The 11,926-nt window shown below is 38.1% G+C and carries 14 protein-coding genes; 3 read left to right on the top strand and 11 right to left on the bottom strand.

Annotated elements, in window-relative coordinates; all coding sequences use genetic code 11:
* Nucleotides 1-16: 16 nt before the first annotated feature.
* The 9 genes from ahrC to nusB all read right to left on the bottom strand — a co-directional run bounded on the left by ahrC (nucleotide 17) and on the right by nusB (nucleotide 8,368).
* Complete coding sequence (gene ahrC / locus C9J29_RS11105) at nucleotides 17-466, bottom strand: transcriptional regulator AhrC/ArgR (protein WP_008179906.1); 450 nt, start codon at nucleotides 464-466, stop codon at nucleotides 17-19.
* A 100-nt stretch (nucleotides 467-566) separates the two neighbouring features.
* Nucleotides 567-1,385, bottom strand: coding sequence for a TlyA family RNA methyltransferase (locus C9J29_RS11100; protein WP_008179905.1), 819 nt, complete (start codon nucleotides 1,383-1,385; stop codon nucleotides 567-569).
* On the bottom strand, nucleotides 1,385-3,286 hold the full coding sequence (dxs, locus tag C9J29_RS11095) for a 1-deoxy-D-xylulose-5-phosphate synthase (protein ID WP_043990667.1): 1,902 nt from the start codon (nucleotides 3,284-3,286) through the stop codon (nucleotides 1,385-1,387). Before dxs ends, C9J29_RS11100 begins: the two co-directional genes overlap by 1 nt.
* Nucleotides 3,287-3,447: 161 nt before the next feature.
* On the bottom strand, nucleotides 3,448-4,329 hold the full coding sequence (locus C9J29_RS11090) for a polyprenyl synthetase family protein (protein WP_089986071.1): 882 nt from the start codon (nucleotides 4,327-4,329) through the stop codon (nucleotides 3,448-3,450).
* Between the two features lie 3 nt (nucleotides 4,330-4,332).
* A complete protein-coding gene (xseB, locus tag C9J29_RS11085) occupies nucleotides 4,333-4,566 on the bottom strand; it encodes an exodeoxyribonuclease VII small subunit (RefSeq protein ID WP_008179899.1) in 234 nt (77 codons plus the stop codon).
* A complete protein-coding gene (gene xseA, locus C9J29_RS11080; RefSeq protein ID WP_089986072.1) occupies nucleotides 4,563-5,921 on the bottom strand; it encodes an exodeoxyribonuclease VII large subunit in 1,359 nt (452 codons plus the stop codon). Before xseA ends, xseB begins: the two co-directional genes overlap by 4 nt.
* A 231-nt stretch (nucleotides 5,922-6,152) precedes the next feature.
* Entirely contained in the window at nucleotides 6,153-6,968 is an 816-nt protein-coding gene (locus tag C9J29_RS11075) for an undecaprenyl-diphosphate phosphatase (RefSeq protein WP_008179894.1), read from the bottom strand.
* A 130-nt stretch (nucleotides 6,969-7,098) separates the two neighbouring features.
* Nucleotides 7,099-7,953: a bifunctional methylenetetrahydrofolate dehydrogenase/methenyltetrahydrofolate cyclohydrolase FolD gene (gene folD, locus C9J29_RS11070; protein ID WP_089986073.1), complete on the bottom strand. Its 855-nt coding sequence runs from the start codon at nucleotides 7,951-7,953 to the stop codon at nucleotides 7,099-7,101.
* A gap of 31 nt (nucleotides 7,954-7,984) precedes the next feature.
* Nucleotides 7,985-8,368 carry a transcription antitermination factor NusB gene (gene nusB / locus C9J29_RS11065; protein ID WP_008179889.1) on the bottom strand — a complete coding sequence of 128 codons (384 nt, stop codon included), beginning with the start codon at nucleotides 8,366-8,368 and terminating at the stop codon, nucleotides 7,985-7,987.
* A 211-nt stretch (nucleotides 8,369-8,579) separates the two neighbouring features.
* On the opposite strand from nusB, the gene C9J29_RS11060 reads away from it, so the two are divergent.
* The 3 genes from C9J29_RS11060 (at nucleotide 8,580) to C9J29_RS11050 (ending at nucleotide 10,942) form a co-directional block, all read left to right on the top strand.
* The gene (locus C9J29_RS11060) at nucleotides 8,580-8,747 is read left to right on the top strand and encodes a DUF2197 domain-containing protein (protein WP_083796517.1); all 168 of its coding nucleotides are present in this window, start codon (nucleotides 8,580-8,582) and stop codon (nucleotides 8,745-8,747) included.
* Between the two features lie 11 nt (nucleotides 8,748-8,758).
* Entirely contained in the window at nucleotides 8,759-9,595 is an 837-nt protein-coding gene (locus tag C9J29_RS11055) for a MerR family transcriptional regulator (RefSeq protein WP_043990664.1), read from the top strand.
* Between the two features lie 177 nt (nucleotides 9,596-9,772).
* Nucleotides 9,773-10,942, top strand: coding sequence for an MFS transporter (locus C9J29_RS11050; protein WP_008179884.1), 1,170 nt, complete (start codon nucleotides 9,773-9,775; stop codon nucleotides 10,940-10,942).
* A gap of 93 nt (nucleotides 10,943-11,035) precedes the next feature.
* Here the strand turns inward: C9J29_RS11050 and C9J29_RS11045 are convergent, their stop codons facing one another.
* Together C9J29_RS11045 and C9J29_RS11040 are read right to left on the bottom strand one after the other, a co-directional pair.
* A complete protein-coding gene (locus C9J29_RS11045; protein ID WP_036126940.1) occupies nucleotides 11,036-11,446 on the bottom strand; it encodes an Asp23/Gls24 family envelope stress response protein in 411 nt (136 codons plus the stop codon).
* A 126-nt stretch (nucleotides 11,447-11,572) separates the two neighbouring features.
* The gene (locus tag C9J29_RS11040; protein ID WP_090002492.1) at nucleotides 11,573-11,899 is read right to left on the bottom strand and encodes a nucleoside triphosphate pyrophosphohydrolase; all 327 of its coding nucleotides are present in this window, start codon (nucleotides 11,897-11,899) and stop codon (nucleotides 11,573-11,575) included.
* Nucleotides 11,900-11,926 lie beyond the last annotated feature (27 nt).

Genomic DNA, 11,926 nt, shown 5'->3' with positions numbered 1-11,926 from the left:
TCCATTTCCCCATTTTTTAAAGCATGTCTAGTAAGCGATTTTTAGTATTTTCCCGCTCATTTTCATTTCGACAAATAATTAAAATGGTATCGTCTCCAGAAATTGTACCTAAAATTTCTGGCCAATCTAAATGGTCTAGTAAGGATGCAATCGCATTCGCATTACCTGGAAGAGCTTTCATGACTAAAAAATGCGATGCTCCATCAATGCTTATAAAGGCATCCGCTAATGCGCGATGTAATTTTTGCACTGGGTTAAATCGTTGATCAGCGGGTAAGCTATACTTATAGCGACCGTCCTGTAATGGTACTTTCACCAAATGTAGTTCTTTAATATCTCTTGATACCGTAGCTTGTGTCACATTATAGCCTGCATCTTTTAGGAAATCGACTAAATCATCTTGTGTTTCAATTTCATGATTCGCAATAATATCCCGAATTCGTATATGTCTTTGTCCTTTATTCATCGTAGCCACCTCTAATAAATAATTAAATATGTGTATAATCACACTACCATTTTCAACAAAAAAGCACAAGAAAAAACACGGCTCTATAAGCGAGCACGTGTTATTTTAAAGAATTATGCGCTTCTTCAACGAGTGCATTAAAAGCTGTATATGCAGGAATGTCTTCTTCTCCAATAGGATTCACTAAATGGAATAAAAATTCAATATTTCCTTCCCCACCTGTTATCGGGGAATAAGAAGCATCCTTTACAACAAATCCAATTTCTGTGGCCATTGCCGCTGTTTTTTCTAATACTTCGAGATGGACTTTTTTATCACGAACGATACCTTTTTTTCCAACTTTATCTTTTCCCGCCTCAAACTGCGGTTTCACCAATGCCATCACATCGCCACCTGGTAGCAATACTGTTTTTAACACCGGTAAAATTAATGATAAAGAAATAAAACTAACATCTATTGTAGCAAAATCAGGTAATCCTTCAGATAAATCTGCTGCCGTAGTATAACGGAAATTAGTTTTTTCCATGACGGTAACACGTTCATCTGACCGAATTTTCCACGCTAATTGATTGGATCCCACATCCAGTGCATAGCCATGTCTTGCGCCATGTTGCAATGCACAATCTGTAAACCCACCTGTAGAGGAGCCAATGTCAAGCATTAGCTTCCCTTCTACAGACATATCAAAAATTTGTAGGGCCTTTTCTAGCTTCAGACCACCACGACTAACATATTTTAAATCGGAACCTTTTACTTGTAGAGGCGCATCGATAGCAATTTTTTCTCCTGCTTTATCGATTCGTATTTCATTTGAAAAAACAAGTCCCGCCATAATGGAACGTTTTGCTTTTTCTCTTGTTTCACATAATCCACGCTCTACAAGTAAAATATCCACTCGTTCTTTTGGTTGTTTTGTCATTATTTATTTAAACCTACTTGCTGTTTTTGTTGAAGTAATACTTGCATACGTGCTGCTGCATCCTCTGCTGTCATATGAATTTCTTCGAGCAGTTGATCAACGTTACCATGTTCGATATATTGATCTGGAATACCCATTCGATCAACAATTGCATTGAGATAGCCATGGTCGTGAGCAAATTCTAATACTCCGCTACCAAATCCGCCTTTTAGGACAGCTTCTTCGATGGTTAATATCGGTTTATGATTGGATAAAATTCGGTGTAGCATATCCTCATCCATTGGTTTGATAAAGCGTGCATTGACCACCTCGATATCAATCCCTTGCTGCGCTAACATATCTGCTGCTTGCATGGCCATCGGAATCGTTGTGCCAAATGTCAAAATGGAACCATCTTTTCCTTCTCGTAAAACTTCCCAGCTACCAATTGGTAATGCGACAAGCTCATCATCTAGTGGAACGCCAATCCCATTACCACGTGGGTAACGTAGTGCAATTGGACCACCATCGTACTCAATAGCTGTTTTAACCATATGTTGCCCTTCATTTTCATCCTTAGGCATCATAATCGTCATATTTGGAATATGACGTAGGAAAGCGATATCAAATACGCCCTGATGCGTTTCACCATCTGCCCCAACTAAACCAGCACGATCAATACCGATAAAGACATTTAAATTAGGACGCGCAATATCATGCAACACTTGGTCATAAGCACGTTGTAGGAATGTTGAATAAATCGCTAAAAACGGCTTCATATTTTGTGTAGCTAAACCCGCTGCCATTGTTGCTGCATGTTGCTCGGCAATCCCCACATCGAAGAAACGATTTGGAAAGTCTTGTTGAATACCCTGTAATTTTGACCCGACAGGCATAGCAGGTGTGATCGTCACGACTCGCTCATCTTCATGAGCAATTTTACGAACAGTTTCTGCAATTAAACTACTCCATGCTGGTCCTTTAGTCTCTGACTTCACAAAGGCACCATTTTCAATTTTATAAGGACCTGTTCCATGCCAATTACCGATCGTATCGTCTTCAGCAGGTTTATAGCCCTTTCCTTTTTTCGTAATTACGTGAACAAGGACTGGCCCCTTCACTTTTTTGGCATGGGATAATGTCATTTCCAATGCTTCAAAATCATGACCATCAATAGGACCAAGATATTTAAAGCCTAATTCCTCAAAAAAGACACCTGACACCACTAAATATTTTAAGCTGTCCTTAAGTCGTTCCGCGGTAGAAGCAAGCTTCCCACCTAATACCGGAATTTTATTAATAAGTGATTCTAGCTCTTCTTTGGCTTTTGAATACTCCTTGGCAGTACGCAAACGACCTAAAACACTGTGAAGCGCACCAACGTTTGGAGCAATGGACATTTCATTATCATTTAGGATAACAATCATATTCGTTTTCGCATGACCGATATGATTTAACGCTTCAAGCGCCATACCGCCAGTTAAAGCGCCATCCCCAATAATAGGAATTACATAGTTATGTTCTTTTTTAATATCACGTGCTGCTGCCATACCCATGGCTGCTGATAAGGAAGTCGAGCTATGACCTGTTTCCCATTCATCATGTTCACTCTCCACGCGCTTTGGAAATCCACAAAGCCCTTTGAACTGACGTAGTGTGTCAAATTGACTCGCACGACCTGTTAAAATTTTATGCACGTAAGCTTGGTGGCCAACATCCCACAAAAACTTATCTTTTGGACTGTCAAACATTTTATGCAACATGATCGTAAGCTCGACTACTCCTAAATTCGGGCCGATATGTCCACCTGTGACAGAACATTTTTCGATTAAGAAGGTACGAATTTCTTGCGCTACCTGCTCAAGCTCCTTCTTATTTAAGTTTTTTAAAAAGGATGGACTAGTTATTTTATTTAAATCCACCTTTCTCACACACCTTTTCAATAAAATATTCACCGCATTTGTTTTCACTATTATAGCAGTGTTATCAATATGCTAAAAGTACGAGCACTTCATTGTTTACAATTTGTAAACGTTCCCACCTATTCTAGCATATTCTTTTCCTTCAATGCCTTGATTTTCTCTCAGTTTTTACGATGAACAATATATGCCGCAAAGTCTCGTAATAAGCTAGCATCTATTGGTAATTGATCGAGTGCATTAATAGCATGTTGATAATGCTCAGCAAGCTTTTCTTTCGCTCCATTTAGCGTTAAAAGTGCTGGGTAAGTACTCTTATCACTAGCTACATCTTTCCCAGCCGTTTTTCCTAGTTCCTCTGTTGTTCCTTCGATATCTAAAATATCGTCTTGGATTTGGAAAGCTAGGCCGATGTGATGGGCATATTCCTTCAATGTAGCACGGTCTTGTTTAGATGCGTCTGCTAATACGGCTCCCGCTTCAATACTAAATCTTAATAAAGCACCGGTTTTATTAACATGGACTTGCTCCAGTTCAGTTAAATCAAGCTGACGCTGCTCACCTTCCATATCCAGTACTTGACCACCAACCATGCCCTCAGCACCTGCGGCAACGCTTAACAATTGAACAAGCTCGATCCGCTTTTCAGCCGTTACTTCCATACGGGCTAAAATACCAAACGCCAATGTGTTTAATGCATCTCCCGCCAGTGTTGCAAGTGCTTCTCCATAAACTTTGTGGTTTGTTGGCTTGCCTCTTCTAAAATCATCATTATCCATGCTTGGTAAGTCATCATGGATTAACGAATACGTATGAATGATTTCAATGACAGATCCTACAATTAAACCATCCTGTAATTTTTTTTGATAAAGCTCCAGGACAGCTAATACAAAAAGTGGTCGAATGCGTTTACCGCCTGCCTTTAATGAATATAGCATGGAGTCCTTTAAATCTACTGGAGCATCAATTTTTGAAACAAGTGCAAACATCGTTTCTTCGATTTGTGGTATGTTGCTTTCGATAAAGTACTTTAATGGCTCATTCATTTCCTAATTCTCTCCCTTTAGTGGATCAAATGCTGTTGTTTCACCTGTCTCTTGGACAATAGATACTAGCTGCTCTTCAGCATGCTGCAGTTTACTATGGCAAAACTTTGATAGCTCCATTCCTTGCTTGTATAAATCAATCGCATTTTCCAATGGTACATCGCCTTGTTCTAGCTGGCGAACTATTTCTTCCAATGCCGTCATAGCTTCTGCGAAAGTTTGTTGTTTTTCTGTCACAACGATTCCCCCTCATTCTTTGGCAAAATATCCTTCACTTCAGCCACAACCTTCCCATCATGGAAAGTCAATGTCAGATGATCCTGCTTCTGCACGTCAGTGGATGATTTAATCATCTGTTGATCTTTATAAGCGACTGTAAATCCTCTTGTTAAAATGGATAATGGATTTAATGCTTCTAATGTTCGAATAGTTGCCTCAAATTGTTGTTGCTGCTTCGCTACATAATACGTTGTAGCACGTGTTAATTGTTGCATGCGCGCTTCTAGCTCCCGTTGATGGAAGGCAAGTGCTTTTTTTGGTGAATGTTGTGCCACCGTACTATGTAATTGCTGAAGCTGAGCACTTTTCTTCATCAAATCTACTTGCATGGCTGTTTGCAATCCTGACTCGAGCTGTGCCAATCTTTCAGTAAACGGTCGATATAGTCTTTCTGGCATTGACAGTGGATAAGACTGTTGGAGCTTATTAAGACGCTGTCGTTCAGCCATAAGTTGCGACCTAACCATTTGATGAATTTGAGATTTTTGGGAAAGTACCCGTTGGAATAGCTCCGCTTGATCTGGGACTGCCATCTCAGCGGCCGCTGTTGGTGTAGGTGCACGTAAATCAGAAACATAATCAGCAATTGTCGTATCTGTTTCATGACCAACTGCGCTAATAATAGGAATTCTACTGTCAAAAATAGCTCTCGCCACTATTTCTTCATTGAATGCCCATAAATCCTCGATCGAGCCTCCCCCGCGTCCAACAATCAACACTTGACAAGTTGCCTCTTGATTGGCACGTTGAATGTTTTGTACAATATTTGGTGCCGCCTGTGCTCCTTGTACAAGTGTAGGGTAAATCAGAATTTCAGCTAGAGGGTAACGTCTCTTTAAAGTCGTACAAATATCTCGAATCGCTGCTCCTGTCGTTGATGTTAGCACACCTATTTTTTCAGGAAACTTTGGAATCGATTGTTTCCATTCTAATTTAAAAAGCCCTTCTTTTTGTAATTGCTCTTTTAATTGATTAAAGGCAACAAATAGACTACCTATACCATCCGGTTGCATTTCTTGGACATATAGCTGATAAGTCCCGTAGCCTTCGTAAACGTTTACATCACCACGGATAAATACTTGCATACCTTCTTTTGGTTCAAATGCTAATTTCGTGGCAGCCGTTTTAAACATCGTGGCAGCAATTCTTGCCCCATCATCCTTTAATGTAAAGTAAATATGGCCAGATTGATGAATTTTTACATTTGATAGCTCACCTTTCACATACACTTCGCGTAGGTGAGGGTCCGCATCGAATTTTCGTTTAATATATTTTGTTAATGCTTTTACAGTTAAATAAGAAGCAGAGGACATGTTTTCGGCTCCTTTACTAAGATCAAGTTTTTTACAAAAACTACACCTATCATAACATTTTTTACTGGTGTTGACGCGTTTAAATGCAGTTTCGCTAGAAAAAATGCCTGTCTTTTTTCTATCAAAAAATAACTATAACATATTCCAACACGTTCTAACTAATAGAAATTGACTATTCAATGAATAACAAAACAAGGTCCCATAACAACAGTTGTTATGAGACTTTACATTTTAATAAAATAATAATAATAATGTTCCTACAATAAAACAGTAGTACGTAAAATAGCTAAGTTTACCACTTTTCATTATGCCCATAAACCAACGCATGGCAAAGTACGTCATAATAAGTGTAGCTAGAAAAGTGGCTGCATAAGGAAGCGCTAACGCACCTTTATTAGGCTCATCTAAAAAATCAGTTATTCCTAATACGACCCCACCTAAGCTTACTGGAATATAAAGCATAAAGGAGAAACGTAAAGCTGTATCCTGTCTCATACCTACTGCAATAGCTGAAATAATCGTCGCACCTGATCGGCTAATACCTGGTGTGAGAGCGACTGCTTGCCCTAACCCGACAATAATGGCATCCTTCGCACTTAAATCGGCATCTTTTTTCTTCCCACGCATATTACGAATCAACCATAAAGCCGCACCCGTAACAAACAACATGAGCGCAATTGTCGTCATACTCACATTGTCTGCAATAACATCACTTAATAATACTCCTAAAACGCCCGCTGGAATAGAACCTATAATGATATACAAGGCAAAACGAAAATCAGCATTGTAGCGCTTCTCACGTGTTTTCAAGTACAAGAAAAAATGGGAAATCAATCGTACTATATCCTCACGATAAATATAAACAATAGCAAGTAACGATGCTGTATTGGTTAGAATGGCGAACGTAAACCCTTGTTCACCAAGCCCTAGTATTTCGCTGGCAATCATCACATGTCCACTTGACGATACCGGAATTGGTTCTGTAAACCCTTGGACAAGACCAATAATGATATGCTTCACAATTAACACAATATCGATATTTTCCATAAAAACCTCCTACTAAGTATGTATGTCCCAAACGTTACATTAGACGTCAAAATTAGCATAAAAGTTCTGGAATCAATCCATAAAAAAAGTCATCTCAACATGATATTGAGATGACTTCATAAAAAGGCTATTAATTAGCAAGCTTATTTTCAGCTGCTTGCACAGTGTTGAATAGTAACATTGTGATGGTCATCGGTCCAACACCCCCTGGTACAGGTGTGATATGAGACGCTATACCATCTACTTCAGCAAAGTTTACGTCGCCGCATAATTTATTGTTGTCATCACGATTAATGCCAACATCAATTACAACAGCCCCTTCTTTCACATGCTCTTTTGTAATAAAGTTTGCACGTCCAACAGCAGCAATTAATATATCCGCTTGTTTTGTAAATGAAGGTAAATCTGGCGTTTTGGAATGAGTATACGTTACCGTAGCATCTTTTTGCAATAGTAGTTGCCCCATTGGCTTACCTACAATATGACTGCGTCCTACGATTACAGCATGTTTTCCTGCAATCTCAATTCCTGAATACTCAAGAAGCTTCATTACGCCAAAAGGAGTACAAGGTAAAAATGTTTCTTGGCCAAGCATCATTTTCCCAACACTGACAGGTGAGAAGCCATCAACATCCTTCTCGACAGCAATTGTCGCAATGACTTTATCCTCATCAATATGTTTTGGAAGTGGTAATTGTACTAAAATACCGTGAATATCTTCACGTTGATTTAATAGTTGAATTTGTGTTAATAATTCCTCTTGCGTCGTTTCTTCAGGTAATTTAATCAGTTCCGAATACATACCAATTGCTTCACAAGATTTTTGTTTATTTCTCACATATGTAGCTGAAGCTTGGTTGTCCCCAACTAACACAACCGCTAAACCAGGTGTTAACCCTTGTTCTTTTAAACGAATTACACGCTCTGCTACAGCATTACGAATTTCTTGACCAATCTCTTTACCATTAATAATTGCACTTGACATAAACCTTCGTTACTCCTTCCAATTCAACACATTATTCTTGTTCTGTAAATTTAGAAAGTACACCATTGACGAATTTAGATGAACTATCATCGCCAAATGTTTTACATAACTCGATTGCTTCGTTTAGTACTACTCTTTTTGGTGTTTCTGGCATGTATAACAGTTCGTATACAGCTAGGCGTAAAACAGTTCTCTCAATTTTGGGTAAACGGGCAAGTGACCACTTTTCAAGATGCTGTTCTAATGTAGCATCAATTTCCTCCAAATGTTCAGCTGTTCCAGTAACAATTTTTTCGTAGAAGGCATTTGTCGGTTGGCCTTTAATATGACCCATTGCTTCTTCAACTGTTAAATCTGTATTGTCTAGCTGAAACAAAACTTGCAACGCTTTTTCGCGTGCTTCATGTCGTTTCATGTAAAGCTCTCCTTCTTAAGTGGCATTAAGGTTTATAATAGCATAAAATCGCCTGAGAAACACGATTTCAAGCAAGTTTTCAATAATCTGAAACCTTTTTCAAGAAACTTTTTGCGCATCTAACAATTCGTCTCGAGCATTCCAAAATGCTTGTTTAATTCACAAAATGTTATAATAAAGAAAATTGAAAGAATCTACAGAGGTGTTCACAATGCAATATGAAGCTATTTGCACGAGCTGTAAAAAACCATTCAAGCTCCAAGAAGGTGAAGCACAATACAAACAAATGAAAGAACGTGAAGCTCACCTATTTTATTGCGAAGAGTGCAAGCATAAAATTCGCTTTGATGCCATCCGAAACTTCTTTAGCTACTACTAGTGGAGGCCATTATGAAGGAACATTATTATACAATCGGTGAGGTTGCCAAACTGTCCAATCTATCCGTTCAAACGTTACGTTATTATGATCAGATCGATTTATTTAAGCCTGCTTATACCGATACTTATACCAATTATCGCTATTATAAAGACAGTCAAATTTTCTATTTAGATATCATTAAATCACTTAAATATATTGGCATTTCGTTAGAGGATATAAAGAAAGCGCTCAAATTAACGTCTGAAGAACTACTTGACTTTTTTGCTCAGCAAGAGCAAAGAATTGATACTAAAATTTCACGCTTGAATGAAGTAAAAAACACGTTATTAAAAACCAAAAAGCAATTACAGGAACAAATCGATATCCCCTTCTTTGGTGAGGTATATATACAAGTAGAGGAAGCCATGCCCATTTTACAAGTGACAACTACCAAATTAACTCCAACTTCTAGTACCAATACATATTACGCAACACTTACAAAAATTATTGAGAAGGAAGGCAGTGTATTAAATAGTCGCTATGGTTGTATATATCCGCTCGCTCCCTATGAAAATGTGAATGCAATTATTTATGACGCCATTTTCACCCCGCTATTAACAGAGCGAGTATTTTCGAAGCTATCGTCGAATATTGAACAAACCATTATACCTGCTGGTACATTTGTCTGTATTGCATTTATCTACCATCCGGATACCTACTTTTCTTTTTATGAAAAATTAAGAAATTATGTCATGGCTCAGTCAGAAGCTTTTGAATCTCAAGTTTATGAACTGTATATGCCCGCAACCCTTACTTTAGAGCATGAAAAGAAATTCATTGTTGAATTAAAGATTCGAAAAATACAATAAAGATACAATCTCCCTTTATGTATAACTGTCCACATTAATTTCCAAACTGATAAAAAATCATCAAATTGAAAACAAATCTTTTGACCCTATAGTTACTATAGGGTTTATCGTAATACATGGAAATATTCTAGTAGAATGTCAATTTCATGTATCGTGAACGAATAAAAGGAGAACATTATGAGCAAGAAGCAAAATATAACATTAGCAATTTTACTATCGAATCTATTCATTGCCTTTTTAGGTATTGGTTTAGTCATTCCAGTTTTACCAACCATCATGAATGAGCTTCATATTTCAGGCTCTGTCGTTGGTTATATGGTGGCAGCCTTTGCTATTACGCAACTGATCGTGTCACCTATTGCAGGTAAGCTAGTCGATAATATTGGCCGCAAAGTCATGATTGTTGCAGGGCTTTTTATTTTTGGACTTTCTGAGTTTTTATTTGGATTGGGACGTTCCATTGAAGTCCTCTTTATTTCTCGAATGTTAGGTGGCGTGAGTGCGGCCTTCATTATGCCAGCCGTCACTGCTTATATTGCCGATATTACAACACTATCTCAACGCCCGAAAGCCCTTGGCTATATGAGTGCTGCAATTAGTACAGGCTTTATAATTGGTCCTGGAATTGGAGGATTTCTAGCCGAATATGGTACACGTGTACCTTTCTATGCGGCCGGTGTCCTTGGCCTTATAGCAGCAATCTTTTCATTGGTATTATTAAAAGAACCAACACGTGCTGGAGATAAGGAAGATACACCAACATCAATTTTAGGGAGTGCCAAGCGAGTATTTAGCCCGCTTTATTTCATTCCATTTATTCTTATTTTCGTCCTATCATTTGGCTTAGCTGCATTCGAATCATTATTTAGTTTATTCGTCGACCATAAATTCGCCTTTACGCCATCAGATATCGCCATTATCATTACAGGTAGTGGAATTGTAGGTGCATTGGCACAATTATTACTATTTGATTGGCTGACAAAGAAAATGGGGGAAATTAATGTCATTCGCTATTCGCTGATCCTCTCAGCGGTCTTAACTTTTGCTATGACTATCGTGAATCATTATTTTGCCATCTTATTTGTCACATTCTTTATTTTTGTTGGTTTCGATTTAATTCGTCCAGCAGTCACTTCTTATTTATCTAAGATTGCTGGCAATGAGCAAGGGTTTGTGGGTGGTATGAACTCTATGTTTACAAGCCTTGGTAATATTTTCGGTCCTATTTTAGGCGGAATATTGTTCGATATTAATTTGAACTATCCATATTACTTTGCCACAATTGTTTTAGTAATTGGTGTCATCCTTGCGTTATTCTGGAGAAAACCAAAGCATATTGAATTATAAACGGACAGCGATACAATATAATATTATGAATGAATTTCCAAATTTAAAAAGGATTGCCCACAGATATGTCATCTACGGGCAATCCTTTTAGTTTTATTCATGTACTACAGTTTCTTCTTTTTCGAAATGAATCGCTGTAATATGCACATTTACTTCTGCAGTTTCGAGTGCTGTCATATTAAAAATAGCTTGGCGTATCTGTGTTTGTACTTCCTTCGCTACCTTAGGAATGGCATATCCATATTTCACAGAGCAAAATACATCAATAGCGATTTCACCCGTTTCTGTTACACCTGATTTAATCCCTTTATTGTGTACCTTTTTACCGAAACGTTCCACGACACCTGTCGCAATATTACCACGTGTTGCAGCAATGCCTTCGACCTCATTTACTGCGATCCCTGCCACAACCTCGATAACCTCTGCCGCTACTTCAATTTTTCCAAGCTCTTCTTTTCCAGAAGGTGTTGGTTGTACGAAAGATTGTCCTACTTTCTCTGCCATACAAATATCATCCTTTCCCTTACACATCACAAACAAATGCTGTACTTACATATATTATACTATAAAAAGGAAGGTTTGGCTGTCGAAAGCCGTTTTAATTTATAAAGAAGCTTCATGAAATGATTATTATTGATCTTCAACATTTATTAAATAAATCCCCTTGTCAAAGCCTCCGCGCTCCATTTTCTTCTGATTACGGAATGCCTCAAGCTCTTCATAGCTCACACCTAGTGCACAAATTGCTGTATATACTAGCTCTAAAATATCTACTAATTCCTCAACCTCATCTTGTACAGTAGTAGCTTCATGAAACTCCCTAGCTTCCTCGAGCATTTTTGCTTTCACTTCCGTTAAAAGCTCAATTGGTTCTAGAGTACGCGCACGATAAGTTACACCTTTCGCATCCATTATTTCTAATATATTATCTCTTACTAGCTTATTATATACAGGCATCTTGATCCCCCTCCTCAACTGCTCTAC

The organism is Lysinibacillus fusiformis (genome assembly GCF_003049525.1).
Classification (GTDB): Bacteria; Bacillota; Bacilli; order Bacillales_A; family Planococcaceae; genus Lysinibacillus; species Lysinibacillus fusiformis.
This window is presented reverse-complemented; position numbering and strand designations above follow the sequence as displayed.

Bases quoted from the DNA above. Each gene is read 5' to 3' on its own strand.
- C9J29_RS11040 (WP_090002492.1), bottom strand. From the start codon at position 11,899: ATGCCTGTATATAATAAGCTAGTAAGAGATAATATATTAGAAATAATG.
- folD (WP_089986073.1), bottom strand. From the start codon at position 7,953: ATGTCAAGTGCAATTATTAATGGTAAAGAGATTGGTCAAGAAATTCGT.
- C9J29_RS11045 (WP_036126940.1), bottom strand. From the start codon at position 11,446: ATGGCAGAGAAAGTAGGACAATCTTTCGTACAACCAACACCTTCTGGA.
- ahrC (WP_008179906.1), bottom strand. From the start codon at position 466: ATGAATAAAGGACAAAGACATATACGAATTCGGGATATTATTGCGAAT.
- C9J29_RS11060 (WP_083796517.1), top strand. From the start codon at position 8,580: ATGCAATATGAAGCTATTTGCACGAGCTGTAAAAAACCATTCAAGCTC.
- C9J29_RS11100 (WP_008179905.1), bottom strand. From the start codon at position 1,385: ATGACAAAACAACCAAAAGAACGAGTGGATATTTTACTTGTAGAGCGT.
- C9J29_RS11055 (WP_043990664.1), top strand. From the start codon at position 8,759: ATGAAGGAACATTATTATACAATCGGTGAGGTTGCCAAACTGTCCAAT.
- nusB (WP_008179889.1), bottom strand. From the start codon at position 8,368: ATGAAACGACATGAAGCACGCGAAAAAGCGTTGCAAGTTTTGTTTCAG.
- C9J29_RS11090 (WP_089986071.1), bottom strand. From the start codon at position 4,329: ATGAATGAGCCATTAAAGTACTTTATCGAAAGCAACATACCACAAATC.
- C9J29_RS11050 (WP_008179884.1), top strand. From the start codon at position 9,773: ATGAGCAAGAAGCAAAATATAACATTAGCAATTTTACTATCGAATCTA.
- C9J29_RS11075 (WP_008179894.1), bottom strand. From the start codon at position 6,968: ATGGAAAATATCGATATTGTGTTAATTGTGAAGCATATCATTATTGGT.
- xseA (WP_089986072.1), bottom strand. From the start codon at position 5,921: ATGTCCTCTGCTTCTTATTTAACTGTAAAAGCATTAACAAAATATATT.